25 protein-coding genes and 1 pseudogene are annotated in these 25,510 nt (G+C 47.8%); 14 read left to right on the forward strand and 12 right to left on the reverse strand.

Annotated elements, in window-relative coordinates; genetic code table 11:
* Positions 1-53: 53 nt before the first annotated feature.
* Positions 54-845 (reverse strand): DNA-binding transcriptional regulator KdgR, encoded by a 792-nt coding sequence (gene kdgR, locus ACLJZ5_RS02900; protein WP_001262195.1) that lies wholly within the window; start codon positions 843-845, stop codon positions 54-56.
* 175 nt (positions 846-1,020) lie between these two features.
* Here kdgR and ACLJZ5_RS02905 point away from each other — a divergent pair, with 175 nt between their 5' ends.
* Positions 1,021-2,394, forward strand: a complete 1,374-nt coding sequence (locus tag ACLJZ5_RS02905) for an MFS transporter (RefSeq protein ID WP_000416142.1) — start codon at positions 1,021-1,023, stop codon at positions 2,392-2,394.
* Between the two features lie 47 nt (positions 2,395-2,441).
* Here ACLJZ5_RS02905 and htpX read toward each other — a convergent pair whose 3' ends face one another.
* The 4 genes from htpX to ACLJZ5_RS02925 all read right to left on the reverse strand — a co-directional run bounded on the left by htpX (position 2,442) and on the right by ACLJZ5_RS02925 (position 6,866).
* Positions 2,442-3,323 carry a protease HtpX gene (htpX, locus tag ACLJZ5_RS02910; protein WP_000984498.1) on the reverse strand — a complete coding sequence of 294 codons (882 nt, stop codon included), beginning with the start codon at positions 3,321-3,323 and terminating at the stop codon, positions 2,442-2,444.
* A 193-nt stretch (positions 3,324-3,516) separates the two neighbouring features.
* The gene (prc, locus tag ACLJZ5_RS02915) at positions 3,517-5,565 is read right to left on the reverse strand and encodes a carboxy terminal-processing peptidase (protein WP_001091237.1); all 2,049 of its coding nucleotides are present in this window, start codon (positions 5,563-5,565) and stop codon (positions 3,517-3,519) included.
* Between the two features lie 19 nt (positions 5,566-5,584).
* Positions 5,585-6,271 carry an RNA chaperone ProQ gene (proQ, locus tag ACLJZ5_RS02920; protein ID WP_000431401.1) on the reverse strand — a complete coding sequence of 229 codons (687 nt, stop codon included), beginning with the start codon at positions 6,269-6,271 and terminating at the stop codon, positions 5,585-5,587.
* 97 nt (positions 6,272-6,368) lie between these two features.
* Positions 6,369-6,866 (reverse strand): GAF domain-containing protein, encoded by a 498-nt coding sequence (locus tag ACLJZ5_RS02925; protein ID WP_001518229.1) that lies wholly within the window; start codon positions 6,864-6,866, stop codon positions 6,369-6,371.
* A 128-nt stretch (positions 6,867-6,994) separates the two neighbouring features.
* On the opposite strand from ACLJZ5_RS02925, the gene yebS reads away from it, so the two are divergent.
* From yebS to ACLJZ5_RS02950, 5 genes are all read left to right on the forward strand, one after another.
* Positions 6,995-8,278 carry a membrane integrity lipid transport subunit YebS gene (gene yebS / locus ACLJZ5_RS02930; RefSeq protein WP_024798208.1) on the forward strand — a complete coding sequence of 428 codons (1,284 nt, stop codon included), beginning with the start codon at positions 6,995-6,997 and terminating at the stop codon, positions 8,276-8,278.
* On the forward strand, positions 8,247-10,880 hold the full coding sequence (locus tag ACLJZ5_RS02935; protein ID WP_023244121.1) for a PqiB family protein: 2,634 nt from the start codon (positions 8,247-8,249) through the stop codon (positions 10,878-10,880). Before yebS ends, ACLJZ5_RS02935 begins: the two co-directional genes overlap by 32 nt.
* 77 nt (positions 10,881-10,957) lie before the next feature.
* Entirely contained in the window at positions 10,958-12,397 is a 1,440-nt protein-coding gene (rsmF, locus tag ACLJZ5_RS02940; protein WP_024798207.1) for a 16S rRNA (cytosine(1407)-C(5))-methyltransferase RsmF, read from the forward strand.
* 117 nt (positions 12,398-12,514) lie between these two features.
* Entirely contained in the window at positions 12,515-12,751 is a 237-nt protein-coding gene (locus ACLJZ5_RS02945; RefSeq protein WP_024131167.1) for a YebV family protein, read from the forward strand.
* Between the two features lie 110 nt (positions 12,752-12,861).
* Positions 12,862-13,053 carry a YebW family protein gene (locus tag ACLJZ5_RS02950; protein ID WP_000457838.1) on the forward strand — a complete coding sequence of 64 codons (192 nt, stop codon included), beginning with the start codon at positions 12,862-12,864 and terminating at the stop codon, positions 13,051-13,053.
* 18 nt (positions 13,054-13,071) lie between these two features.
* On the opposite strand, the gene pphA is transcribed toward ACLJZ5_RS02950, so the two are convergent.
* The 4 genes from pphA to sopE2 form a co-directional block, all read right to left on the reverse strand.
* A complete protein-coding gene (gene pphA, locus ACLJZ5_RS02955) occupies positions 13,072-13,722 on the reverse strand; it encodes a protein-serine/threonine phosphatase (protein WP_024798206.1) in 651 nt (216 codons plus the stop codon).
* Between the two features lie 17 nt (positions 13,723-13,739).
* Complete coding sequence (locus tag ACLJZ5_RS02960) at positions 13,740-13,955, reverse strand: serine/threonine protein phosphatase (RefSeq protein ID WP_313905068.1); 216 nt, start codon at positions 13,953-13,955, stop codon at positions 13,740-13,742.
* The gene (locus ACLJZ5_RS02965) at positions 13,946-14,110 is read right to left on the reverse strand and encodes a hypothetical protein (protein WP_001134853.1); all 165 of its coding nucleotides are present in this window, start codon (positions 14,108-14,110) and stop codon (positions 13,946-13,948) included. Before ACLJZ5_RS02965 ends, ACLJZ5_RS02960 begins: the two co-directional genes overlap by 10 nt.
* A gap of 284 nt (positions 14,111-14,394) precedes the next feature.
* Positions 14,395-15,117: an SPI-1 type III secretion system guanine nucleotide exchange factor SopE2 gene (gene sopE2 / locus ACLJZ5_RS02970; protein WP_024798205.1), complete on the reverse strand. Its 723-nt coding sequence runs from the start codon at positions 15,115-15,117 to the stop codon at positions 14,395-14,397.
* Between the two features lie 683 nt (positions 15,118-15,800).
* On the opposite strand from sopE2, the gene ACLJZ5_RS02975 reads away from it, so the two are divergent.
* Positions 15,801-16,196: a DUF1398 domain-containing protein gene (locus ACLJZ5_RS02975; RefSeq protein ID WP_000422884.1), complete on the forward strand. Its 396-nt coding sequence runs from the start codon at positions 15,801-15,803 to the stop codon at positions 16,194-16,196.
* Positions 16,197-16,524: 328 nt separating this feature from the next.
* Positions 16,525-17,001 carry a hypothetical protein gene (locus tag ACLJZ5_RS02980; protein WP_024798204.1) on the forward strand — a complete coding sequence of 159 codons (477 nt, stop codon included), beginning with the start codon at positions 16,525-16,527 and terminating at the stop codon, positions 16,999-17,001.
* A 255-nt stretch (positions 17,002-17,256) separates the two neighbouring features.
* Here the strand turns inward: ACLJZ5_RS02980 and ACLJZ5_RS02985 are convergent, their stop codons facing one another.
* Entirely contained in the window at positions 17,257-17,430 is a 174-nt protein-coding gene (locus ACLJZ5_RS02985) for a CZB domain-containing protein (protein ID WP_079838199.1), read from the reverse strand.
* A 1,617-nt stretch (positions 17,431-19,047) separates the two neighbouring features.
* On the opposite strand from ACLJZ5_RS02985, the gene ACLJZ5_RS02990 reads away from it, so the two are divergent.
* From ACLJZ5_RS02990 to ACLJZ5_RS03005, 4 genes and pseudogenes are all read left to right on the forward strand, one after another.
* A complete protein-coding gene (locus ACLJZ5_RS02990; RefSeq protein ID WP_024798203.1) occupies positions 19,048-19,251 on the forward strand; it encodes a FimD/PapC N-terminal domain-containing protein in 204 nt (67 codons plus the stop codon).
* Between the two features lie 612 nt (positions 19,252-19,863).
* Entirely contained in the window at positions 19,864-20,961 is a 1,098-nt protein-coding gene (locus ACLJZ5_RS02995) for an acyltransferase family protein (protein ID WP_223230491.1), read from the forward strand.
* A 118-nt stretch (positions 20,962-21,079) separates the two neighbouring features.
* A pseudogene (locus tag ACLJZ5_RS03000) lies at positions 21,080-21,818 on the forward strand (tyrosine-type recombinase/integrase); the annotation flags it as partial.
* Between the two features lie 829 nt (positions 21,819-22,647).
* A protein-coding gene (locus ACLJZ5_RS03005) for an IS3 family transposase (RefSeq protein ID WP_094897190.1) occupies positions 22,648-23,795 on the forward strand; the annotation gives its coding sequence in 2 pieces (ribosomal slippage) (positions 22,648-22,885 and positions 22,885-23,795; 1,149 coding nt in all).
* Here ACLJZ5_RS03005 and ACLJZ5_RS03010 read toward each other — a convergent pair.
* Positions 23,792-23,962 carry a hypothetical protein gene (locus tag ACLJZ5_RS03010; protein ID WP_228373345.1) on the reverse strand — a complete coding sequence of 57 codons (171 nt, stop codon included), beginning with the start codon at positions 23,960-23,962 and terminating at the stop codon, positions 23,792-23,794. The two genes, ACLJZ5_RS03005 and ACLJZ5_RS03010, sit on opposite strands and share 4 nt — an antisense overlap.
* Before the next feature lie 59 nt (positions 23,963-24,021).
* Between ACLJZ5_RS03010 and ACLJZ5_RS03015 the strand changes: the two genes are divergently transcribed.
* On the forward strand, positions 24,022-24,180 hold the full coding sequence (locus ACLJZ5_RS03015; protein WP_077914079.1) for a lipopolysaccharide 1,2-N-acetylglucosaminetransferase: 159 nt from the start codon (positions 24,022-24,024) through the stop codon (positions 24,178-24,180).
* 235 nt (positions 24,181-24,415) lie between these two features.
* Here the strand turns inward: ACLJZ5_RS03015 and ACLJZ5_RS03020 are convergent, their stop codons facing one another.
* Positions 24,416-24,835, reverse strand: coding sequence for a GNAT family N-acetyltransferase (locus tag ACLJZ5_RS03020; protein WP_000354405.1), 420 nt, complete (start codon positions 24,833-24,835; stop codon positions 24,416-24,418).
* 369 nt (positions 24,836-25,204) lie between these two features.
* Between ACLJZ5_RS03020 and ACLJZ5_RS03025 the strand changes: the two genes are divergently transcribed.
* Positions 25,205-25,474, forward strand: coding sequence for a hypothetical protein (locus ACLJZ5_RS03025; RefSeq protein WP_077914078.1), 270 nt, complete (start codon positions 25,205-25,207; stop codon positions 25,472-25,474).
* The last annotated feature ends 36 nt before the right edge of the window (positions 25,475-25,510 follow it).

A 25,510-nucleotide genomic window follows, 5' to 3' on the forward strand; every position in this document is an offset into this window, starting at 1 on the left:
GCAGCTACATTTTTCGTAGCTGCTTTTTTTTAACGTCATGCTAATAACGTTGCTTAGAAGGGATAATCGTTGTAACCCATTTGTTCAGAAATTTTACGCGCGGCGGCGTGTAACATAGCCACATATTCCTGTAGGCGTTCTTCTGAAAAACGCAGCGTCGGGAACGAAATGCTTAACCCTGCGATGACTACGCCAAAACGGTCAAATACCGGTACGCCGATACAACGTAACCCTTCTTCCTGTTCTTCGTTATCTTCACCGTAGCCTTGCGCACGCACTTCATCCAACAGCGGCAGCAACGCTTCAGTGCTGGTAATCGTGCGTCCAGTGCTTTGCTTATACTCTACGCCGTCGAGAATCTGCTTAACCTCATCACGGTCGCGCCAGGCCAGAAGCACTTTACCGATGGCCGTACTGTACAGCGGATTACGACGCCCAATACGTGAGTACATCCGCAGATTGTACATAGAGTCAATTTTATGGATATAGACAATGCTGTCTTCATCCAGCGCGCCAAGATGGATAGTTTCTTTTGTCAGACGAGACAGTTCGCGCATCTGAATGTCCGCACTGCGGATGAGATCAACATTTTGCAAAGCTCGCGCGCCCAGCTCAAACAGCTTTAGCGTCAGAGAGTATTTTTCAGACTCCCCCTCCTGAGCCACGTAGCCCAGCGTTTTCATGGTTTGCAAAAAGCGATAAACAGTGCTTTTCGACATCATGACGCGCTGCGATAGCTCGGTAATCCCTATTTCACGCTCTTCACCCAGCGCCTGCAGAATGCCGAAAACTTTCAGCACAGAAGATACAGAATCAGGCTGCTTATCCAGATCTGCGTTTGCCATTTATCACCTCATTACGAGCGTTTTATAAAATTCAGAACGAGTTTTTATTATAATTTCACGCCAGGTCGCCCGCAATCCATCTTTGCTTACTTCGTTACAAATCTGCGACATAACAACTCAGTATTAATGCTAACATTATTATTCAGCTCATAATTCCCCTTATTACAAAATACTTATGGAAAAAACACGGGCCGATGGCCTGCCCCTCCCGCAGAGATACGGCGCTATCCTGACGATTATTATCGGTATTTCGATGGCGGTTCTGGATGGCGCAATCGCTAATGTCGCGCTGCCAACCATTGCGACTGATTTACATGCCTCCCCTGCCAGCTCTATCTGGATTGTCAATGCATACCAAATCGCCATTGTCGTCTCACTACTTTCCCTGTCTTTTTTAGGCGACATGTTTGGTTATCGCCGGATCTACAAATGTGGTTTAGTGGTATTTCTGCTTTCATCATTGTTTTGCGCGCTTTCAGACTCGCTGCAGATGCTGACGCTGGCGCGTATCGCGCAGGGATTTGGCGGCGCGGCGCTCATGAGCGTAAACACGGCGCTGATTCGTCTTATCTACCCCCAGCGTCATCTGGGACGAGGCATGGGAATTAACTCTTTTATCGTCGCAGTCTCTTCCGCCGCGGGTCCGACGATCGCCGCAGCGATTTTGTCCATCTCATCATGGAAATGGCTGTTTCTGATTAATGTCCCGTTAGGTATCATCGCGTTAATTCTGGCCATACGCTTTTTACCAGCAAACATCGCCCATGACACTAAGCCGCGCTTTGACTTACCGAGCGCGGTAATGAATGCGCTCACATTTGGCCTGCTGATTACCGCATTGAGCGGCTTTGCCCAGGGACAGTCGCTAACGTTGATTGGCGCAGAGCTGCTCGTTCTGGTCGTGGTCGGGTTTTTCTTCGTGCGCCGCCAGCTTTCTTTGCCCGTCCCTTTGTTACCCATCGACTTGTTACGCATTCCGCTTTTTTCACTCTCGATCGGCACGTCAATTTGCTCGTTCTGCGCGCAAATGTTAGCCATGGTCTCGCTACCTTTTTATCTGCAAACCGTGCTGGGCCGTAGCGAAGTAGAAACCGGCCTGTTATTGACGCCCTGGCCGCTGGCAACGATGGTGATGGCGCCGCTGGCGGGATACCTGATAGAACGTCTTCATGCCGGTTTGCTGGGGGCGCTGGGAATGGTGATAATGGCAGCCGGGTTGTTTGCGCTGGTCATGTTGCCAGGCTCCCCCTCCGATCTGAATATTATCTGGCCGATGATCCTTTGCGGCGCAGGGTTTGGCCTGTTCCAGTCGCCGAATAATCACACCATTATCACTTCCGCGCCGCGTGAGCGCAGCGGTGGCGCCAGCGGGATGCTGGGCACGGCGCGACTGTTAGGCCAAAGTACTGGCGCCGCGCTGGTAGCGCTGATGTTGAACCAGTTTGGCGATAGCGGTACGCATCTTTCTCTGCTCGCGGCAGCGATCCTGGCGACTCTCGCGGCGGTGGTGAGCGGTTTACGTATTACGCAACCACGCGTTCAGGCGTAAAAAAAGCGCGTCATTCGACGCGCTTTTCATACTTGCCAGTGGGCTTATTATTTCAGGTACTCGCCGCTACGCAGCGCTTCGATGCGTTTATCCAGCGGTGGGTGCGTCATAAACAGCTCGCTTAACGATTTCGATTTACCGTTAATACAAAACGCCATCATGCTGGTCGCTTCTTGCGGCTCGTAGCTGGTTTTCAGGCGCTGCAACGCGGCAATCATTTTTTCACGGCCTACCAGCTTCGCCGATCCCGCATCGGCATGAAACTCACGGTAACGGGAGAACCACATGGTGATGATGCTCGCCAGAATACCGAAGACCAGTTCCAGCACCGTCGCAACGGCGAAATAAATTAGCGGATTACCGTTACTTCCTTCGCCTTCATCGCGGTTGCCGCCCAGAAAACCAGCAGCAATTTGCGCGATAATGCGCGAAATAAAGATAACGAAGGTGTTAACCACCCCCTGAATCAACGTCATCGTCACCATATCGCCATTGGCAATATGGCTGATTTCATGCGCAATGACGGCTTCCGCTTCGTCAGGGCTCATGTTTTGCAACAAACCGGTGCTCACAGCGACCAATGAGGCGTCACGGCGTGCGCCCGTCGCAAACGCGTTAATGTCCGGCGCATGGTAGATAGCAACCTGCGGCATGGCGATACCGGCCTGGCGCGCTTGCGTTGCTACGGTGTTCATCAACCAGCGTTCTCTTTCATTGCGAGGCTGTTCAATAACTTCCCCTCCTACGGATTTTAACGCCATCCATTTGGACATCAGCAATGAAATAAAAGAACCGCCAAAACCAAACAGCAGCGCCATGATCAGCAAGCCTTGCACGCTGCTCGACTGTATCCCTGTCAGGCTCAGAACCAGCCCGAAAACGACCATCACGGCCAGGTTCGTCAGCAGGAAGAGCGCGATTCGCATCATAATTTTCTTTTAACCTCAATTTAACAAAGCGCACTATGCGATTACCCACATCGTATGGGTCTTATGGCTATTTTCAAGCATCACCAGGCGGTAAGTCACGAGAAAAACACAACTTTACATTTTGTAGCATTATCCTGACGACTTCTGCGCTTGTTAAAAAAAAACAGGCACAATTTTTTGTGCCTGTTTAGCGTTACTTATTGGCTGCCGCCTGCTCCGCTGGTTTTTCTTTTTCAAGATGCGCCAGGTCCAGAGCAATCTTCACCGTTTCATCAAGGTACGGGTCCGGCTCCTGGTAATCCTTTGGCAGATCGTCCAGTTTCTTCAGCAACGGTTTACCCTCACGTTTAAACCGATCGTTAATACGCGCCAGACGCAGAGCGTCTTCTTCATTGTTCTCTTTCTCACGCTGCGCATAATTCAGAGAGACGATGTTGCGCTTATCCTTCATGGCATTGAAACGTGCGATATCCTTCATGATGTACTGGAACTCAGGATCTTTGGCGATACGCGCGTTGTGTTCTTTCAATAATTCCGGGCCAAACGGGGCCAAATCATCCGATTTCACGTATTTCGCCGCATCAATGCTATCCCACGGCAAGGCGTTATCTTCAAATTTTTCTCCGGTTTCCGTCTCTTCATTGCCAGTCGGCATGATGATATCCGGCGTGACCCCTTTACGCTGCGTACTACCGCCGTTGACACGGTAAAACTTCTGAATGGTGTACTGCACCGAACCCAGCGCAGGCCATTCCGGGCGAAGCATCTGATCGTAAATTCGGTTTAGCGAGCGATATTGCTGTACCGTCCCTTTACCGAAGGTCGGCTCACCGACAATCAGCGCGCGACCATAATCCTGCATTGCGGCAGCGAAAATTTCCGATGCCGAGGCACTGAAACGATCGACCAGCACCACCAGCGGGCCTTTATAGTAGACCACGCCGTCGGTGTCGCTATCCTCACGCACTTTGCCGTTATTGTCGCGCACCTGAACTATCGGACCAGAAGGGATAAACAGACCGGAAAGCGAAACGGCTTCCGTCAGCGCCCCGCCGCCGTTTGAACGCAGATCGATAACGATGCTATTAACGTTCTGTTTTTCCAGCTTCTGAAGCTGAACTTTGACATCATCGGTCAAGCCGACATAGAAGCCTGGAATATCCAGTACGCCAACTTTTTCCTTGCCGACGGTTTTCACCGACATTTTAACCGCGCGATCTTCAAGACGAATCCGTTCACGCGTCAGCGTGATAATACGCGTTTTCGTCCCTTTGCCAGCCGGCAGTATTTCCAGTCGAACCTTGCTGCCTTTTGGCCCTTTGATCAGCGCCACCACATCGTCAAGACGCCAGCCAATGACGTCGACCATCGGCTTTCCGGCTTGCCCTACGCCGACGATACGATCGCCGACGCTAATCGACTTGCTCTTCGCTGCCGGGCCGCCGGCAACCAATGAGTTAATGACAGTATAATCGTCATCCATTTGCAGCACCGCGCCGATACCTTCCAGAGACAGACTCATTTCGGTATTAAACTGCTCGGTATTGCGGGGAGAAAGATAATTCGTATGTGGGTCGATTTCACGCGCAAAAGCGGTCATCGCCAGCGAGAACACATCTTCACTGTTGGTCTGCGCCAGGCGACGAATAGCGAATTTGTAGCGACGCGTCAGCGTTTCGCGAATTTCTTTGTCGCTCTTGCCGGTGAGTTTCAGACTGAGCTCATCGAATTTCACTTTACCATCCCACAGCGCATTTAGCTCAGCCTCATCTTTCGGCCAGGGCGCTTTACTGCGGTCCAGGTTAAACGTATCGTTTCCGGTGAAATCCATTGGCCGTTCCAGCACTTTTAGCGCGTACTGGTAACGTTCAAACCGGCGCTTTTGCGCCAGGTTATAAAGATCGTAAAAAACATCCAGCTTACCCGTGCGCAGCTCATCGCCCAACACGGTTTTCTTTTTCGCAAACTGCTCGACATCGCTCGCCAACAAAACGTTGTGGCTATAGTCGAGAAGATTCAGATAGCGATCAAAAATCTTTGCCGAAAATGCCTCATCCAGATCGAACTGGCGATAATGGGAGCGGGTAAAACGCGACGTTACGCGCTCGCTCACCGTCGCATGTTGCGTCTCTTCCTTTAGTACGGGAATTTGATCGGCACGCGTAATATCTTCCACGGCGAAGGACTGGCCTGCTAATGCAAGCAGGCCAGCTAACGCGGTAAGCCTAAAAAAAGTGTTCATGCCAGGCCTGGCCTCCGTTTCAGAACACCAGGTGTTCTGCGCGTACAATCAAAGACATACCCGAATTCAGCTGTACACGGACACCATCTTTGGTGATTTCTAATACGGTGGCATCCATCGCATTATTACCCGCTTTCACCTTGAGGGACTGCCCTACGGTCAATACTGAAATATCAGAAACCGGCGTGTGCTTCTCTTCGCGAGGCGCACGCGGCGCTTTCGTCGTCGGTTTATCAGCGCGAGGTTTACGTTCAGCGCCTTCTTTACGACGCGCTACCGGGCGAGGTTTACGCTCGCGTCGCGGCGCGTCTTCTTTTTCGCCAGCCGCCGCGGCAGCTTCGCGTTTTTTCGCTTGCTGCTCTGCGCGCTGCGCCTGAACACGGGCTTTGGCTTCTTCAAGCTGCTTACGCGCATGTTCGACATGCTGTTCTTCCAGCTCGCCGCACGGATTGCCATCAAGGTCGACGCGCGTTGCGCCCGGCTTAACGCCGTACAGGTAACGCCAGCTTGAAGTATAAAGACGTAAAGCGGAACGAAGTTGCGTTTTGCTGAGGTTCATTTCGCCCCCAACTCGCTCTACCAGATCCTGAAAAATACCAATTTTCAGCGGGCGAGCTTCGCCTTCCGCACTAAAACAGTGAGGAAAACGCTCGGCCAGAAACGCGATAACTTCTTTACTGCTATTCAACTTAGGTTGATTTTCCATGAAATTTCCTGATTACAACGGACGTAGCCAACAAGCAGCAGGCATGAACAGGCGTCATTATAATGACGCCATCAGTAATTGCTACGTTATCCGTTGATTATCCTGCGACGCTCGCAAAGAATTTTTTGTAATCCGTCGTTGCAAGCACGGTTTCAAGCTGTGCGACCAGCGTACGCAGGCCGTGTTCATCTTCTTCGGTAAAACGGCCAAACGCCGTGCTATCTATATCCAGCACGCCGATAATCCGTTCGCCAACCGTGACAGGCAGCACAATTTCGGCGTTGCTGGCGGCATCACAGGCAATATGGCCGTCAAACGCATGAACATCATCAATACGTTGAACCTTATTCTGCGCTACCGCTGCGCCGCACACGCCGCGACCAACCGGAATCCGCACACAGGCGATTCGCCCCTGAAACGGCCCCAACACCAGCGTATCGCCTTCGAGGAGATAAAATCCCGCCCAGTTCACCTCGGTAAGGCGTTCGAACAGTAACGCGCTGGTATTCGCCAGCGTGGCCAGAAAGCTGGTTTCACCTGCCATTAACGACTGAAAATCGCGGTTTAACGCCGCGTATAGTTCTGTTTTGCTCATTATATAATCACTTCGTGGTCTTACTCCTAAACACAGGCTATTAAAATAAGCATTAAATGCGTTCTTGCTCAAGATTATTCCTGTCATGAGTTAAGATTACATTATTCTAACACTTTGATTCACGATACATGGCTCTGAACACCTCACACGTCACGCCAACAAAAAAGCTAACGATCAGGTCAATTAGCGAAGCGCTGCCGCGCAGCCACTACCAGCGCTGCCCTGAATGCGACATGCTGTTCAGCTTGCCGGAGATGAGCGCTCATCAAAGCGCTTATTGTCCTCGTTGCCAGGCCAAAATTCGCGATGGGCGCGACTGGTCGCTAACGCGGCTGACCGCGATAGCGGTAACCATGCTGCTATTGATGCCGTTTGCCTGGAGTGAACCGCTACTCCATATCTACCTGTTGGGCGTACGCATTGATGCCAATGTGATGCACGGCATCTGGCAAATGACGCAACAGGGCGATCCGTTAACCGCCGCAATGGTGCTCTTTTGCGTGGTGGGCGCGCCGCTTATTCTGGTTTTTTCAATTGCTTACCTGTGGTTTGGCAGCCTTCTCGGCATGAATCTGCGTCCAGTCCTGCTGATGCTGGAAAAACTGAAAGAGTGGGTGATGCTGGACATCTATCTGGTCGGTATTGGCGTTGCCTCTATCAAAGTGCAGGACTATGCCTTTCTGCAGCCGGGCATCGGGCTTTTAGCGTTCGTCTCGTTGGTGGTTCTTAGCATTCTGACTATGATTCATCTGAATGTGGAGCAACTATGGGAACGATTTTATCCGCAGCGCCCTGCTCAACGTGCGGACGAAAGATTGCGCGTCTGTCTTGGCTGCCACTTTAGCGGCTATCCGGATGCGAAAGGACGCTGCCCGCGTTGTCATATTCCGCTACGGTTACGCAGAAAACAGAGCATACAGAAGTGTTGGGCGGCCTTGCTGGCGTCTATTGTCTTTTTGCTGCCGGCAAACCTGCTGCCTATTTCGGTAATCTACATTAATGGCGGGCGTCAGGAAGATACGATCCTGTCGGGCATTATGTCGCTTGCCAGCAGCAATATCGCCGTCGCCGCCGTCGTTTTTATCGCCAGTATTTTGGTGCCGTTTACCAAAGTCATCGTGATGTTTACGCTACTGTTGAGTATCCATTTTAAATGCCAACAGGGACTGCGGACGCGAATTCTGTTGCTGCGTCTGGTGACATGGATAGGCCGCTGGTCGATGCTGGATCTTTTCGTTATCTCGTTAACCATGTCTCTGATTAATCGCGATCAGATTCTGGCTTTTACTATGGGACCGGCTGCGTTTTATTTCGGCGCAGCGGTAATTTTGACTATTCTTGCAGTGGAATGGCTGGATAGCCGCTTACTTTGGGATGCACATGAGTCAGGAAACGCCCGCTTCGAAGACTGAAGCGCAAATTAAAACCAAACGCCGTATTTCACCTTTCTGGCTGCTACCGCTTATCGCGCTAATGATCGCAGGGTGGCTAGTATGGGATAGCTACCAGGATCGCGGTAATAGCGTGACTATCGATTTTATGTCGGCGGACGGTATCGTACCAGGCCGGACTCCCGTTCGTTATCAGGGAGTAGAAGTCGGCACCGTGGAAGATGTCAGCCTGAGCAAAGATCTGCGCAAAATTGAAGTTCGCGTCAGTATCAAATCAGATATGGAAGATGCGTTGCGCGAAGAGACGCAGTTCTGGCTGGTGACGCCCAAAGCCTCGCTGGCGGGCGTTTCCGGCCTGGATGCGTTGGTCGGCGGGAATTACATCGGTATGATGCCGGGTAAAGGCAAGCCCAGAGATCATTTCGTCGCCCTGGATACACAGCCCAAATACCGGCTTAGCAACGGCGATCTGATGATTCATCTCAATGCGCCGGATCTCGGTTCGCTTAATAGCGGTTCACTGGTCTATTTCCGTAAAATCCCTGTCGGACGGGTGTATGACTATTCGATTAACCCTAACAAACAGGGCGTTACGATTGACGTTCTGATTGAGCGACGGTTTACCGATCTGGTGAAAAAAGGCAGCCGTTTCTGGAATGTCTCCGGCATTGACGCCGATCTAAGCTTGAGCGGCGCGAAGGTGAAACTGGAGAGCCTCGCGGCCCTGGTCAATGGTGCGATTGCGTTTGATTCGCCGGACAATTCCAAACCCGCCGCCCAGGATGACACGTTCGGCTTATATAAAGATTTAGCCCACAGCCAACGAGGGGTAATCGTTAAACTTGAGCTGCCCAGCGGAGACGGTCTGAAGGCGGAATCTACGCCGCTCATGTACCAAGGACTGGAGGTGGGTGAGCTTTCTAAACTGACGCTCAACCCTGGCGGTAAAGTCACCGGAGAGATGACCGTCGATCCCAGCGTTGTTCCGCTAATGCGGGAAAATACGCGTATTGAGTTACGCAATCCCAAACTGTCGCTGAGCGACGCGAATATCAGTTCGTTGTTAACCGGAAAAACCTTCGAGCTGGTGCCGGGCGACGGCGAACCGCGCAGTGAATTTGTGGTGGTGCCGGGTGAAAAGGCCCTGCTGCATGAGGCGAATGCCTTAACCCTGACGCTGACAGCCCCGGAAAGTTACGGCATCGAACCGGGCCAGCCGTTAATTTTACATGGTGTAAAAATTGGCCAGGTCATTGAGCGCAACTTATCCAGTAAAGGCGTGTCATTCACCGTCGCGATTGAACCGCAGCACCGGGATTTGGTACAGGGCGACAGTAAATTCGTGGTCAACAGCCGGGTGGATGTCAAAGTCGGCCTTGACGGCGTAGAGTTCCTCGGCGCCAGTGCCAGCGAGTGGATTGACGGCGGAATTCGTATTTTACCCGGTACGAGCGGGAAGATGAAATCCACCTACCCGCTCTATGCTAACCTGGAAAAAGCGCTGGAAAATAGCCTCAGTGACTTACCGACTACCACCTTAACGCTGACGGCCGAAACGTTGCCGGATGTCCAGGCAGGTTCCGTCGTGCTGTATCGAAAATTTGAAGTAGGCGAAGTCATCACCGTTCGCCCACACGCCAATACCTTTGACATCGACCTGCATATTAAGCCGGAGTATCGCCACCTGTTAACCAGCAATAGCGTGTTCTGGGCGGAAGGCGGCGCGAAGGTGCAACTTAACGGCAGCGGCCTAACGGTACAGGCCTCGCCACTCTCCCGCGCGCTGAAAGGGGCCATTAGTTTTGATAACCTGAGCGGCGCCAGCGCCAGCCGGCGCAAAGGCGATAAACGCATTCTTTATGCTTCAGAAACCTCCGCCCGCGCGGTAGGCGGACAAATTACGCTGCACGCGTTCGACGCCGGAAAACTGGCGGAAGGGATGCCAATTCGTTACCTCGGTATTGATATCGGCCAGATCCAGACGCTGGAATTGATCACCGCACGTAATGAAGTGCAGGCAAAAGCCGTACTTTATCCGGAGTACGTACAGACATTTGCCCGCGCCGGGACACGTTTTTCCGTTATTACGCCACAAATTTCCGCGGCGGGCGTCGAGCATCTGGATACGATTCTCCAGCCCTATATTAACGTTGAGCCAGGACGCGGCGCGGCGCGGCGCGACTTTGAACTGCAGGAAGCCACGATTACCGACTCACGCTATCTGGATGGGTTAAGCATCGTCGTGGAGGCGCCAGAAGCAGGCTCGCTTAATATTGGCACCCCCGTCCTGTTCCGCGGTATCGAAGTGGGAACCGTCACCGGAATGTCCCTGGGGTCGCTCTCCGATCGCGTGATGATCACCTTGCGTATCAGTAAGCGTTACCAATATCTGGTGCGGAATAACTCCGTATTCTGGCTTGCCTCCGGCTATAGTCTCGACTTTGGTCTGACAGGCGGCGTGGTGAAAACGGGGACATTTAATCAGTTCATCCGTGGCGGTATCGCCTTCGCTACTCCACCAGGTACGCCGCTGGCGCCAAAAGCGCAAGCCGGTAAGCATTTCCTGTTACAAGAGAGCGAACCGAAAGAGTGGCGTGAATGGGGCACCGCTCTGCCACGTTAAACACCCGGCTCCGGCGTACTCGCGCCGGAGCGTTTTATGCTACACTGCGCGCCTGTTTTTTTGCCGGCGATACACCTGTGGCTCAACACGCTGTCTATTTTCCTGACGCTTTTCTGACGCAAATGCGTGAAGCAATGCCTTCCACGCTCTCTTTTGATGAATTTATTTCGGCCTGCCAACGCCCGTTGCGCCGCAGTATACGCATCAATACGCTTAAAATCTCCGTGGCTGATTTCCTTGCCCTAATCGCGCCCTACGGCTGGTCGCTCACGCCAATTCCGTGGTGTCATGAAGGATTCTGGATCGAGCGCGATGATGAAGAGGCATTGCCGCTTGGCAGTACCGCTGAGCATTTAAGCGGCCTGTTTTACATTCAGGAGGCCAGTTCGATGCTGCCGGTCGCGGCCCTGTTCGCCGATGATAATCATCCGCAGCGGGTCATGGATATGGCAGCGGCGCCTGGCTCCAAAACCACGCAGATCGCTGCCCGCATGGGGAACCGCGGCGCCATTCTGGCCAACGAATTTTCGGCCAGCCGCGTCAAAGTTCTGCACGCTAATATCAGCCGATGTGGAATCGCCAATACCGCACTGACGCATTTCGATGGCCGCGTATTTGGCGCTGCGTTACCGGAGATGTTTGACGCTATCCTGCTGGATGCGCCCTGCTCTGGCGAAGGCGTAGTACGTAAAGATCCTGATGCGCTAAAAAACTGGTCGCCAGAAAGCAATCTGGATATCGCGGCGACACAGCGGGAATTGCTCGACAGCGCTTTTCATGCTTTACGACCCGGCGGCACGCTGGTCTACTCCACCTGCACGTTAAATCGCCAGGAAAACGAAGCGGTCTGCCTCTGGCTGAAAGAGACCTACGCCGACGCCGTTGAATTTTTGCCGCTGGGTGATCTGTTTCCTGACGCTGACCGCGCCCTCACCCCGGAAGGCTTCCTGCACGTCTTCCCGCAAATTTACGACTGCGAAGGATTCTTTGTCGCACGTCTGCGTAAAATGTCATCCCTTCCAGCCATGCCCGCGCCGGGGTATAAAGTGGGGGCATTTCCTTTTACCCCCCTCAAAGGCCGCGAAGCATTACACGTTACCCAGGCGGCCAACGCCGTCGGACTGCTATGGGATGAAAATCTCCATCTTTGGCAGCGTGATAAAGAGGTCTGGCTGTTCCCGGCAGAGATTGAATCACTGATCGGAAAAGTCCGTTTTTCCCGGCTCGGCATTAAGCTGGCCGAAAGTCATAATAAAGGCTATCGCTGGCAACATGAGGCGACGATAGCCCTTGCCTGTCCGGCTCATGCTCACGCGTTCGAACTTTCTGCGCAAGAGGCGGAGGAGTGGTATCGCGGTCGGGATATTTATCCGCAAACACCCCCTGCCGCTGATGATGTCCTGGTGACGTTCCAGCATCAGCCGCTTGGTCTGGCAAAACGTATCGGCGCCAGAATAAAGAACAGTTACCCGCGTGAACTGGTACGTGATGGCAAACTCTTTACTGGTAACAGTTAAAAGGCGCACAAAAAAACCGCACTTTTTGACTGGCGCTTTTGCGTACGTTGACTACGCTGAAAAATGGACGGCTAAACTGGTCGTACCACAATTAGCGTATTAACGGAGAGCACGATGATGAAAACCAGTGTGCGCATTGGCGCTTTTGAAATCGACGATGCCGAATTACATGGCGAATCACCGGGGGAGCGAACGTTAACTATCCCCTGTAAATCCGATCCGGATTTATGTATGCAACTGGACGCCTGGGATGCCGAAACCAGCGTTCCCGCCATTCTCAACGGGGAACATTCCGTTTTGTTCCGTAATCATTACGATCCTAAATCTGATGCCTGGGTCATGCGTCTTGCCTGACTCAAAAAGAACCCGTCGCCAGGCGGGTTATTTATTCTTCCTTTTCTCATTTCCCCCCTGCGCTAACCTCTCCTACACTATCGTGTAAAGTAGTTAACATTGAGGATGTAATGTTCGCGCTGGTACTTTTTGTATGTTACCTGGATGGAGGATGCGAGGATATTGTCGTGGACATCTACGATACCGAGCAGCAATGTCTTTATTCGATGGACGATCAACGGATTCGCCATGGCGGCTGTTTTCCGGTAGAGGATTTTATCGACGGCTTCTGGCGACCTGCGCAGCAATATAGCGATTTTTAACCCTGGTCGCTGATACCGCTATTGTATCCGCGCTAACGTCAATTGCCCGCCAAATACCGCGCCTGTATCAATATAGTGTACGTTGGCAAAATCCATGCGCCGGCGCAACGGCGTATGGCCAAACCAAAAATGATCGGCTCCGCTAATCCCGCCACGCTTATTTATGAGCCGTTCGCGGCTCCAGAGAACCTGATGTAAGTCGACCTTTTTTTGCCATTGATAGGTTGACGCTGGATAATCTGCATGAGCGATCACATGCGTGCTATGGCGGCAGCGAACTTCCAGTATCCAGGGCAGCCGCTGACAAAGGATAAAAAGCGCTTCAGCTTGCGCAGCGTGTTCAGCCGTCAGGCGGGTAAACCAGTCGCCACCATTCATCAACCACAGCGTCGACTGCGATGAGGCCCGCGCATCCAGCGCCATTTGTTCATGATTGCCGCGAACCGCCATCATCCAGGACTCACGCAGTAAAGCCAGGCAACCCAGGCTGTCCGGGCCTCTATCAATGAGATCGCCCACAGAAACTAACAAGTCTTGTTGCGGATCAAATCGACACTCACGTAACCTTTTCATTAACATTGAAAAACAGCCGTGAATATCGCCAACCACCCAGACATGCCGCCAATTCTTTGCCTCTATTCGCTGATAAATCTCTTCAGGCCGCATCATGTTTTTCCTGTCGTTCATTACCCAGGACAGATATAAAAAGATAGCGTGTGCAGATTTTTTTGCTTAGTAAGCGTGCGCTGTTGTAAATAGCGAATTTCATCAGTAGCGAGTAAATACTTTGTTATTATCGCAATAAAATATAACTGGCTGCGCCAGGGGAGTGTTATCCCCTGGCGCAGCGAGCTACTCACTATCGCCTGTTCACGTTCAATATTCTCCCTCCTTAAAAGCATGCCAAAAACATAAACCACATATCGACACCACAGGCTTCAGCACACTCTTTAGCTGAGTGAGATGCAAGGCAAACCAGCGCCAATGCAGGTGTCGTTACCGTGGCGACCATCACCCCCACAAACAGGAGCAGCATAATTTTTTTTAAAGGCGGCATAACCTCTCCTGACAGTTAACAGACCATTAATCCTTATCGAGACATCATCCGTGCGCGGGTATCATAGACTTAACAACACGCAGCGTTACAAAAAAAGCTGTCTGGTTATACCGGTATTTAGAGTAATAACAATTATTTTAAGTTTTAAGGATATCCATTTGATTTTTATATTAAAATAAAGATGACGACGTTTTGTTAAAAGCGTCGCCATAAAAATGAATATATAGTTTCAGAAAATCTGCTATTAATTCATATGGTTAATAGCAGTATTGTGTTTGCTATCTTCAGGAGGCATTCTGAAGATACTTATTTGCAATATTTTCTATAGTTAACTGAAATTGTTGTGGCGTCGGCATCGTCCCCTTATTAAACAGCGGCGTAACCTCTTTCATAACGATTTTCTCAGCATACGCTTTAAAAGACACCTGCTGATTATGATTTATAAACATATGCGGATATTTAATACTCGCGGAAGCAATGAGGGGGACGACAAAAGGATTCGCCCCTGCCCCACCTGGAGTAAATACACCATTTTTTATCTCCCCAGGTAGCCCCGCATTCTGCGCAGCCTCTCCTATCTCTTTCAGAAAGGGGGTAATACTGACCCCTTTACTGATGAGTAATTTACAACAGTGATCTTTATTATTACTGTACACGGCTGATAATATGGCTTCGCATGTCTGACGAGCATAGGCCGGATCTTTACTCGCATTACCTTTGATATCCAGACTATTGAGCTTTTGCAGCATAAAATCTTTAACAGTTTTACTGGTTAATACTGCCCTACCCTCAGAGGCGCTCCCACGATGAAAATGGGTAGTCGGTATGTCTGTTTGTTGATGCAGGCTAAAACGATCTGACAGACTCGTCGACAGGCTGATAAAGCTATTTCTAACGGCAGTAATACTTTTTACAAAAATGTCCTTCTCCGTTGTTTTTTCTTTTACTGGTTCAACGTCACTTCTATGGATTCTGTAGTGCTGGGTGGATAGTGTTATGTTAGTCACGGTAGTTCTCCTTTTAGATAACTATGCATAGCTACACTTTATTTATATTTCTTGCTTTCAAAAAATAGCCACCTTCTCCACAACCATTTTTACTCATTGATCTTTATAAATTTTATTTTTCTAATGAATTTTGTTCTTCTGTCACTTAGCCTGTTTTTTTTCGGCGCAAGGTGATCGACTTTTATCGAGGAACATTTTTATCGGGACAATCCTGAACAGGCAAAACATCACTTCAATTCAACTGCTGCGTCACACTAAACATTCATGAATATTATTATTTATGCTGATGTTGTTACGATTTTGCCCCCATTCGCAGGCTGGCCACCAATTATCCTGCCAGCGAGTTAGCCGCTTTTTCAAAACCTATAAAGTCGCCACGCCAAACCTCTCCGCCACTGTAATCCTTATCTAAACATCAATTAATTAACTGATTTTTATATATTATGACTTTTCATGGCGTTCAGAAAAACTACAAATGAAATGGATTGACGCATCTATTAGTGGTCAAAAAAACGCGCTACGAGAAATAATCAGTAACAATTGCAACACTATTCCAATCATAACGTAAACTATATGATACCAGTCGATTATTATTGCTTTTAGGTAACATCTTTGTATAGCCGCTTTTAAGCAACAATACTCTAACACAACATATAACATTATAACTCACAATAGGTTAACAAATGGAATTACAGCTTATGCTTAACCACTTTTTCGAGCGCGTCAGAAAGGATGCAAATTTCAACGCATTTCTAATCGATCTGGAATATAATAATATCGCTTATTACATCTATTTTGTTGCTACCGGTAATGTGAAAATTATCACTCATGCAGGCCACTTCATTTCTATTAAAAGCAATAGAAAGCTGATTAAAGTCAATTCAACACCAAATACGCAATTAATAAAATTGACTTCAGCTAAACACTTTTCGGGCGAGCATTCCTATGAAAAATACTGTACCGATCTGGCAACGGCAGGCGTTTTTAAATGGATTGTGGAATTAAACAAAAAAACTCGACAATACTGGTCGAAAGACAACCAACTATTATATATAGAAAATGTGGTCATGCCGCTTTAACAAACCTGGGTAATAATAGCGTCAGTCGTGACATCCGGCGTGTTGCGACTGCGGGTTATCCATTTAGAGACCATAATGAGAGTCTGACTGCGAGAGTTATCCTGTGCAGTCCGACCGACGCAGCAACGTTTGACGCGATGCTCGACAACAGCATCACCTGGTGCAGGAGAAATGATATTCAAAGCGATATCGACTAAAAGCTCAAAATATTTGCCTACTATTTATATTCTATCTAATTAATACCCTCCAGGAAGTGTGGCATAATTGCAGAATCTGTCAGGATTCCGGGAGCATGCCGGAGCGTAATCGAAAAACCATCTGGAGATGTATGAGCAAGGATGAAATCAGTTATCAAATTCTTTACCGGTACTCTCTGGAAAAACTATACAGTACTCTTACCAGAAGAGTAGATAACGTGCTGTCATTCGCCCTCGTTTTTCTCGGGGTCGGCGTCACCATAAACGTCGGGAGTCCCTTTATTCTGGGGCCAGGCATTGTGGGTATCGCCATACTAAAAAGAGTACTCCGCTTCGGCACGCGCTCAACACAGGCCGACCGGCAGTCCCGCGCCTGGCTGAAACTTTTTAATACTCAGCACCGCTTTCCTTCAGATAAAACACTGTTCCTTGCCTTCACATCGCTTGAGCAAGACACGAGCGAAGTATGGTCCATGCTTATTGGTCCTGCTATCGTCATGACTGAGACCGCCCTCGGAAAAACGCCCATTGAGCCATTGACGGCGGGTGAAAAACTCTGCGCATTTTTGAGCGGCGCGACGAAATCCCAGCCAGCAGCTCGCAATTGACCTGTCTTCTAAACGTCTGTGCCATACCACAGAGATTTAGTACAAAATTAATTAATGGAGCACTAACGCTGTCAGCAGGTTTCTCTGAGTGAAAGATTCGTATTATACGCACAGCCCAGTTTACAGTTTATATAACAGCGCAATATGTTTTTGTATCCGCACCATGCCGCCTACAAGCGGCTGTCTGAGTACCTCTAGCAGTGCCAGGGGCGAAGGGCAATTAGTTAAACGCCATCCCAGCCCTCCCCTTAGCAATTATTTTTTTATCATTTCATGGTAGAGAGAATGTATTTCTCCAAGCGAATGGAATACCGGTAAATGTAAGTACGCTCTTTTACCTTGCCCATGATACCACAGTCCCAGCACACACTTTCCAGCACTCATCAATTTCAGTGACGCGCTATCATCTCCACCAAGAATAATCGCCATAAATACTTGCTCGCGCCATAAAAAATGCTTTATTGTGATAACCTACAAGTCGAGTATTTTAGCAGCATAACGCTGTTTGGCTAAAAAGATATAAATCCTTTCGGCAACTGAAGAGACCGTGATATGAAATTCTCTCAACTGCTGCAATAACAATTTTCGTCTAACCGGAGACAAAGGAATACTTCCAGAGTCGGCATATGTTGTATCTTTAACATTTCAGAGCTCAACACGACTGATAGCCAGACTACTCCAGTAGACAGTGTTAGCTGTAGTAGTTTCATACTATGTTCAGTGCTGCGAAGTACATGGCGACTATCGTAATGACCATCACAATTAAAGAAATATGCCGCTTCACCGATGAATCTTTATTGCATTTGAGCCAGGACAGTTTAAAACATTAGAATTAATAACCTTACATTTGATTTTGTAGCAGTATTTAATCCTGTTTTCGTTTCGGTCTGAACACAGACTTGAAATTATCATTCATGATATTGAGCTCTCCCGAAAAATAAAAGACACATTTCATCAATAATATTTCACAATCATGGTAAACACTTACAAACAAGACATTCGACATGTTAGTTTTTTAAAAGTGCTTCTTTCATGATTACTCTTAAATCACAATCATAAACGTTTATCGTATCGATCTATTTTTTGTTATTTTGATTCAAATTCACTATTATTATCAATGAATTATATTAAATGTCGGCGTCCCGGGAGGGGGCCAGACACTTTGGTGGTGTGGCTTTTATTATTGATACCCGCTTTACATGAACGTCTCTCATTAATATTTTCAGACCTATCTTCAGCCTGTGATCAATAATTCTCATTCGCTCAAATGACATTATCTATGCGTAATAAAATAATGCTTACCCTAGCGACTGTCGGTATGATATATGGCGCGTCGACTTTTACTGCTGGCGCTATTGCCACCACTGACGCTGGCGGGAGGGCGATGACCTTAGTGTCTCAGCCATTGATGCGTCGGGCAGCATTGTGCCGGACAGCGAGAGCATCAAAGTAGACCAGGGTCTCAGCAGCAGGCAAGTCCTCGAGTTCGGTTTCAGTTATTATCAATCTTACCGAGTATTTATTTGAGGGCCTCGGAAGTACTTCGGGCGCGGGTGCCGCCACTATTCAACAGTGGCCATGACATTCCCGAGTGTTCTGCCCCCACTGGACGGTCATTTGGCTAAAGGATAAATAGCAAATACTGCAAGCAATTCTGTTACCAATGTGGCTATTCAGCTTCTGACAGGTGATGGCGTTAATCCTGTGGACCTGAGCAAGGCACCTACAGCAGGTGATATTACGCTGGATACCTATTCGGCGACTAATAAGCTGAATTTCTTTGCACGTATGATAACCGCTGGAGGATCAATCTCCCAAGGCACTGTCGGCACCACAGTCATCTATAATCAGAAACACTTCTGATACGGCCCACAAGCCGATATTTATTTCAGATATTAATAAACAGTTTCGCTGTCCATTTATCTGGTATGTCCGGACGCCAGAATTGTTTATTTCTTCAGTGATGCGCTGTTATTTCACGGAACGGTTTAAATCAGCAGCGGCGGATTTTCATTTATTCAGGCAACACGGATAGCGGCTTATACCATGAAACTGAATCGGCCTACACTGCTAATTACTCTGAATATACTGTTGTTGCCAGTAGAGACGACGGAGTTCAGCGCCGATTCTCTTAAAAACAGTGACCACCTCAGTGTGGATTTATCCGCCTTCAGCCGGGATGGCTATATTGCGCCAGGGAATTACCTGCTTGATATTTACGTGAATGACAGACTCATTCACAATCAATAAAAAGTCAGTGTGGTGGAGATTAGCGACGAGCACTCACGGTTCTGCATCATCTCTGCACTGGCAGACATGCTCGGGTTAAAAGAGGAGAACCGCCGACTACTCGGGCCCGTCCGGCAGTGTCTGAAACTGAACACTACGCATGGTAAAGTAACATACAGCCCGGATAACCAATCTCTGTTAGTCACTCTGCCCCAAGTCTGGATAGAATACCAGAATCTGGCTTGAGTATCCTGGCCCGCTGGAGTGATGGTGTCACAGCCGCCCTGCTGAGCTATAACCTGATGACGAACCTGTGGTCTACATTCCACTGGTATTGGCATCTGAAGCTGCACGCGAAAGATCTGGCTGGAAAATGGCATAGCCATTCATAGTCTCAGCCAAGCATGTACTGCAATTGACCCTGCAGATCTCGTCAATTTTGAATCTCTGGCTGTCGCTTGCATATGCTGGGTTCTCCTTAGCCCCCTCGTTCCTAAGTTTGTAATGCAGAGACGGTTTTTATGTTTGTAAATTTTCTGGCGCGATGGTTTTGCTCACAAGTGGTAAGTTGTTTTTCTTTTCCAGTGTAATATGTTAAATTTCTCGCACTGATTAATTCACTTTTTGTACGACATGCACAATCTAACGCCAGAATTATTGCAAACTCCATCTGTAAGAAGCAACAGAGACAGAAGTCTTGATATAGCCAAGGGAATTATGATGCTGTCTGTTGTTGCTGGACACATTGCAAATTTCCCATTTGGGGAGGTATTCTATTACTATCAAGTTGCCGGATTTTTTCTGCTATCGGGTTATTTCTTTCATTACGACAAGTATGCTGACAGATTTAGTAAATTTTTAAAAAGTAGATCAAAGCTTATTTGTCAGTACCTTATTTATTCTGCGATAATTATATCGGCGCATAATTTACTTACTGAGTTTGGGTTACAACCTACAAATTACATTTATTACTCACCTACTGATTATGTCACAGCATTTATACGGTCTATAACAATACCATCTGAAGCACTGGCAGGTGCAATGTGGTTCATACCAGTATTGATTTTAATGCAGTTTGTTTTTTATTGGCTAAATAGAGTGGTTAAAGAAAATAAACTGCTAATTGGATCTTCAGTTTTAATTTTATTCTTCATTGGTTGGTGGATTGTAAAAAGCAATGCAATTGCTAATAATCCCTACATAAACACTCACATTCCAAACGCACAATACTTCGTCTATTTGCCGTTTTTCTACATAGGCTATGTATTTAAAAAATTTGGATTCAAATCCTTGAGCAGCATAAATGCTATGCTGCCAGCGCTAATCGTCATAGTCCTTAGTTACATTGTAATACGGCCAACTATGTATTTATACGGAAGCATTGATCCGTATTGCTTTATCTTTTTATCGCTTATTAGCATTTCTCTCGTAATTGGTATTTCTTACCACATAAAATCTAACATACTCGTTAGATTTTTCACAACAATAGGCGAGAATACAGTACACATCCTCGCTATGCACTTCTTCTTTTTCAAGATAGCAACTCTTCTATTAACCATTGTAGGGCTCAAGCAAATTGATGATCTTCATCGCATTGACGGCCCATCTAATGGGTCAATCATTGAAACAATAACATATCTTTCATTCGGTATAGTTTTCCCATTAGTTCTTGTATCATTAGTAAGGAAGATAAGAAGTAAGATTTTTGTAAATAAATATTCTCCGGCATAGCCGGAGGTTTTTCAGATGCGTCTGTAAGGCTATCTTACCCGCAGCCCCTAACAGGCGCATACGATCTAACATTTACATTAAGCTTCGTTACTTACGGCCCGTAAACGGACTGCCCGGATTAGGAGAAATGATTCTGGCAGAAGTAAGCACGCGTCATGTTGCAGAATTTCTTGAGCTATGGATCGCGGAAGGTAAAAACACGATGGCGGGGGCGACGAGGTCTGTACTATCTGACATGTTTTGTGAAGCTGTTGTAGAAGGAAGAATAACACTGAATCCGGTTGAAAAAGCCAAGGTACCAAAAATTGAAGTTGCAAGGGAGCGCTTGCGAATAGAGGTTTATAATGCTACACGAGCATATGCCCTCATGGCTCCCTCTCGCGATGGATTTAGCACTCGTTACAGGTCAACGTAGGGAGGATATCGTAAACATGAAATTTAATGATGTTTTTGACAACCGCTTATACGTAACTCAAATTAAAACCGGAATAAAAATAGCTATTCCCCTATCCCTGACCCTTGAGGTGCCAGGGTTACGTCCGGGAACGGTTATCGATCGCTGCCGGCTGGTAAGCAGAACCGATTTCATGATCAGTGCAGGAATCAGGAAAAATAGCCCGACCGGGAATATTCACCCGGATGGGCTCACAAAGAAATTTGTAAAAGCCAGAAAAATTTCAGGTGTTAAATTCAGTGATAACCCACCGACATTTCACGAGATCCGTAGCCTGGCTGGTCGGCTGTACAAAGACGAACGCGGCGAGGAATTCGCTCAAAAACTACTGGGCCACACCTCAGAGAACACCACGAAACCCTATCTCGATGAACGCAATAATAAAGCTTACGTGATGCTCTGATTTTACTGTAAAAGAAATGTTAACCCGGATTTGGATGTGATCTAACCAAAAAGACCGGAATACAGAAATTTGAGGAAATGTCGAGGGGAAACGCATAACCAATTGATTTACAATAGAAATAAAAAGGGACCGAATTCGATTCCTGTTCTCACTAAAAATAAAAATTCACTTTAAATTCATATATTTAAACAAAAAACCACTATTTTATCGTCTGAAATACGTTCCGTTGCGTTCTAATAGATTCAATTAGTTATCACTTTTTCCGTTTTAATTCGGGCAGATTACGGGCAAGTTTTCCTCTTATTATTAGCTCTCCTGACCGCATAAATAATAACGTTTTTTTAACGAATAACGATTTCGTTCTTAACTAGCTATGGAGTTTTATAAGTTCACCAGATGTCACATCCCACACTCGACATCTTTAGCTAGCACGCTAATCTATAATCTGAGAAAATGTTAAACACTTGCCGCTTGTGACAAAAAACAGATTTTAAGCGAAAAAGCGAGGGTCTGCTGTTAAATATACCAATGATTCAGGCAGCTATCATTATACCGGGACACTGCAAGAATCCACTTTATTGCTTGTATTCTATTGAGTTTTCCGCAACTTCTTCGAACTAACCACCGTCATCCTACCGCCAAGTAGTGAGGTACTGCAAACCAGCTAGTTCATTGAGCACATCGCTGCGGCCATCATCAGTGTAAAAGTCGAAAGGTTCGCATACCCCAATAAATACATAGCAAGAATATTAATAGCTAACGAAGTTGAATCGCCACAGGTTTAACAGACACCTCAGAGTCATTTAAGATGACTTAAAGAGAGGTGCCCATGAGCGGTAAGCGTTATCCCGAAGAGTTTAAAATTGAAGCGGTCAAACAGGTTGTTGATCGTGGTTATTCTGTTTCCAGCGTTGCAACACGTCTTGATATCACCCCCCACAGCCTTTACGCCTGGATAAAAAAGTACGGTCCGGATTCTTCCACTAATAAAGAACAGTCAGATGCTCAGGCTGAGATCCTCCGTCTCCAGAAGGAGCTGAAGCGGGTTACCGACGAACGGGACATATTAAAAAAAGCCGCGGCGTACTTCGCAAAGCTGTCCGACTGAGGTACGCCTTTATCCGTGACAACACCCATTGCTGGCCTGTTCGCCTGCTCTGTCGGGTACTGGATGTTCATCCCAGTGGCTTTTACGCCTGGCTTCAGCAGCCGCATTCACAGCGAGAGCAGGCGAACCAGATGCTGACCGGGCAGATCAAACAGTTCTGGCTTGAGTCAGGCTGCGTCTATGGTTATCGCAAGATCCACCTCGATCTGCGTGACACCGGGCAGCAGTGTGGGGTGAACCGTGTCTGGCGGCTGATGAAGCGGGCCGGCATAAAGGCTCAGGTCGGATACCGGAGCCCGCGGGCACGCAAAGGTGAAGACAGTATCGTGGCACCTGACCGACTCCAGCGGCAGTTTAATCCGGATGCTCCCGATGAACGTTGGGTAACGGACATAACCTACATCCGAACCCACGAAGGCTGGCTGTATCTGGCCGTGGTTGTTGATCTGTTCTCCCGGAAAGTTATCGGCTGGTCAATGCAGCCCCGGATGACCAAAGAGATCGTCCTGAATGCGCTTTTGATGGCCTTGTGGCGGCGTAATCCGCAAAAGGCGGTGCTAGTTCACTCTGACCAGGGCAGTCAATATACAAGCTATGAATGGCAGTCGTTTTTGAAATCACACGGCCTGGAAGGCAGTATGAGTCGTCGTGGTAACTGCCACGATAATGCGGTCGCAGAAAGCTTTTTTCAGCTACTAAAACGTGAACGGATAAAGAAAAAGATCTACGGAACGCGGGAAGAAGCCCGCAGCGATATTTTTGATTACATCGAAATGTTTTATAACAGTAAGCGTCGGCATGGTTCGAGCGATAAGATGCCACCGACAGAATATGAAAACCGATATTACCGACGACTCGAAAGTGTCTAGATTATCCGTGGCAACTCAGGAATAACAACCAGATCTGCTAACGAATAGTAGTTGTATATCTCTTCAGGCGTTACACCTCCAACCATATGACAGTGTGGTTTTAGCCGTTCTGCTAATTCCCGCACCTCACGCTGATAGGTTGCTTTTTCACCTTTACTTTTACTCATATAGTTACCAACGACAACTAACTCTATATCGTTGTGTACTGGTCAGTACACGCGGCGGGATGACTGAGTTCGTAAAAGAGGGGGATACCGGCTTCCATTTGCAGGAGCCAATAACCCCGGAGACCATTGCCAGGGACATTAATAAAGCGCTGACATCCCCTGATTTAAACAATATTACCTTACATGGACAACGTTGTGTGGAAGATAAATTCCCGTGAGAAAAAGTAACCCAGCGGTTTGAGGAAGTGGTTAATAACTGGTTTAGATAATTAATGTGTATTAGCTCAAATGTGAGCTGACATATCTATGGCACAGCGCCAAACCTAATCTGACTGTCCGCCCTGTGCCAGAAGCGGACGCTGATCATGGTGTGTACAGGCCACCAGTACGATATATTATAAAGCCACCAGATTGCAGCTTTCATAAAACTATGGGTATTCAAATGCAGCAAAGCTATAAACCAGGCTTAATTAAATAATGCCTTTGCGAACCTACTTTAGGAAAGTCCGGTAGCGACATTTGAAGTATATAACCCTGTTTTTCATAAAAAGGGAGAGCCTGGAAGCTAAAGGTATCTACAAGTCCATGAACACAGCCTTTCCGCAAACCTTCTTTTTCGGCCATCTCCATAAGTTGACTCCCCAGACCGCGGCTCCTTGCAGATTCACTTACCCAAAGATAGTCGATGCAAAGCCACGGACCTTTTCTGTCAGCAATTAATCCGCCTACCATTTCGCCGCTTTCGTTTCTGCAGTAGACCCCAAGCTGCCCATTTTTACTAAAATCGACGAACTGAGCATTGTAGCTTCTTAATCCGGCTAATAGTTCTTCTTTATCAAATTCAGTAACTTGATGTGTAATTTGAATGTCCATACATATCCAATTGAACAAGTTTGCATTTGAAATATAACGTTATAAATAAGTTAATTAAATGTATCAATAGAAAGTTTATTTTTACTCCTGGGGGCAGGCCACGTCCGCTACTCGCTTAAAGCAGACCGTCAGTTGGAGTCTGAGCTGGTACAATTAATGTGCCACTGGTTAGAAATCAGTAATACGATTTTATCAGGCTGATGCTCTGGCCTGTCAGGATTTGAGGTATCCACCCGGTTTACCAGCCCACTGTATTTGGCACCAGTGGAACCCACTTCCCGATCCAGGATATCCAGTATCCACCGCCGAACCTCTTTCCCCAAAAGATATGAGCAACCTCAAGCGCCTTGTCTGAATGATGACCACGGTATGAAGTTTGATAACGCGTGGAATCAGGGTGTTTGGTACGCTCTCCGTTCAGCAACTGGACGCCCTTCTCCCCAGCCTTTCAGCGTTGAAGATTTGCCAGCGCAGGGTGAAAAGTGTAGGCGAATTATGAAAATCACTTCTGCCGTTTATACTTCGAAAAAGACGTTATCAAAAAGGTGGTTCGCAAGCGCGGAGTTATTAAACATTTACTTAACGAAATACGGTTTAAGTTGCTTGAATTGCAGCAGAAAGAAAACGACGGCTTGCTGATGCTGGACAAATTAAGCAAGCATGGCATCAATGGAC

It is taken from the genome of Salmonella sp. 5800 (assembly GCF_046558195.1).
Lineage (GTDB): Bacteria > Pseudomonadota > Gammaproteobacteria > Enterobacterales > Enterobacteriaceae > Salmonella > Salmonella enterica.

Excerpts from the sequence above, each read along its gene's own strand:
- ACLJZ5_RS02980 (WP_024798204.1), top strand. The coding sequence starts at position 16,525 with ATGAGCAAGGATGAAATCAGTTATCAAATTCTTTACCGGTACTCTCTG.
- ACLJZ5_RS02945 (WP_024131167.1), top strand. The coding sequence starts at position 12,515 with ATGAAAACCAGTGTGCGCATTGGCGCTTTTGAAATCGACGATGCCGAA.
- ACLJZ5_RS02975 (WP_000422884.1), top strand. The coding sequence starts at position 15,801 with ATGGAATTACAGCTTATGCTTAACCACTTTTTCGAGCGCGTCAGAAAG.
- ACLJZ5_RS02985 (WP_079838199.1), bottom strand. The coding sequence starts at position 17,430 with ATGGCGATTATTCTTGGTGGAGATGATAGCGCGTCACTGAAATTGATG.
- ACLJZ5_RS03025 (WP_077914078.1), top strand. The coding sequence starts at position 25,205 with ATGAAGTTTGATAACGCGTGGAATCAGGGTGTTTGGTACGCTCTCCGT.
- ACLJZ5_RS03015 (WP_077914079.1), top strand. The coding sequence starts at position 24,022 with ATGACTGAGTTCGTAAAAGAGGGGGATACCGGCTTCCATTTGCAGGAG.
- ACLJZ5_RS02965 (WP_001134853.1), bottom strand. The coding sequence starts at position 14,110 with ATGCCGCCTTTAAAAAAAATTATGCTGCTCCTGTTTGTGGGGGTGATG.
- ACLJZ5_RS02950 (WP_000457838.1), top strand. The coding sequence starts at position 12,862 with ATGTTCGCGCTGGTACTTTTTGTATGTTACCTGGATGGAGGATGCGAG.
- kdgR (WP_001262195.1), bottom strand. The coding sequence starts at position 845 with ATGGCAAACGCAGATCTGGATAAGCAGCCTGATTCTGTATCTTCTGTG.
- ACLJZ5_RS03020 (WP_000354405.1), bottom strand. The coding sequence starts at position 24,835 with ATGGACATTCAAATTACACATCAAGTTACTGAATTTGATAAAGAAGAA.
- ACLJZ5_RS02995 (WP_223230491.1), top strand. The coding sequence starts at position 19,864 with ATGCACAATCTAACGCCAGAATTATTGCAAACTCCATCTGTAAGAAGC.
- ACLJZ5_RS02990 (WP_024798203.1), top strand. The coding sequence starts at position 19,048 with ATGAAACTGAATCGGCCTACACTGCTAATTACTCTGAATATACTGTTG.
- ACLJZ5_RS02905 (WP_000416142.1), top strand. The coding sequence starts at position 1,021 with ATGGAAAAAACACGGGCCGATGGCCTGCCCCTCCCGCAGAGATACGGC.
- ACLJZ5_RS02925 (WP_001518229.1), bottom strand. The coding sequence starts at position 6,866 with ATGAGCAAAACAGAACTATACGCGGCGTTAAACCGCGATTTTCAGTCG.
- pphA (WP_024798206.1), bottom strand. The coding sequence starts at position 13,722 with ATGATGCGGCCTGAAGAGATTTATCAGCGAATAGAGGCAAAGAATTGG.
- htpX (WP_000984498.1), bottom strand. The coding sequence starts at position 3,323 with ATGATGCGAATCGCGCTCTTCCTGCTGACGAACCTGGCCGTGATGGTC.
- proQ (WP_000431401.1), bottom strand. The coding sequence starts at position 6,271 with ATGGAAAATCAACCTAAGTTGAATAGCAGTAAAGAAGTTATCGCGTTT.
- yebS (WP_024798208.1), top strand. The coding sequence starts at position 6,995 with ATGGCTCTGAACACCTCACACGTCACGCCAACAAAAAAGCTAACGATC.
- ACLJZ5_RS02935 (WP_023244121.1), top strand. The coding sequence starts at position 8,247 with ATGAGTCAGGAAACGCCCGCTTCGAAGACTGAAGCGCAAATTAAAACC.
- prc (WP_001091237.1), bottom strand. The coding sequence starts at position 5,565 with ATGAACACTTTTTTTAGGCTTACCGCGTTAGCTGGCCTGCTTGCATTA.
- ACLJZ5_RS03010 (WP_228373345.1), bottom strand. The coding sequence starts at position 23,962 with ATGAGTAAAAGTAAAGGTGAAAAAGCAACCTATCAGCGTGAGGTGCGG.
- ACLJZ5_RS02960 (WP_313905068.1), bottom strand. The coding sequence starts at position 13,955 with ATGCTTTTAAGGAGGGAGAATATTGAACGTGAACAGGCGATAGTGAGT.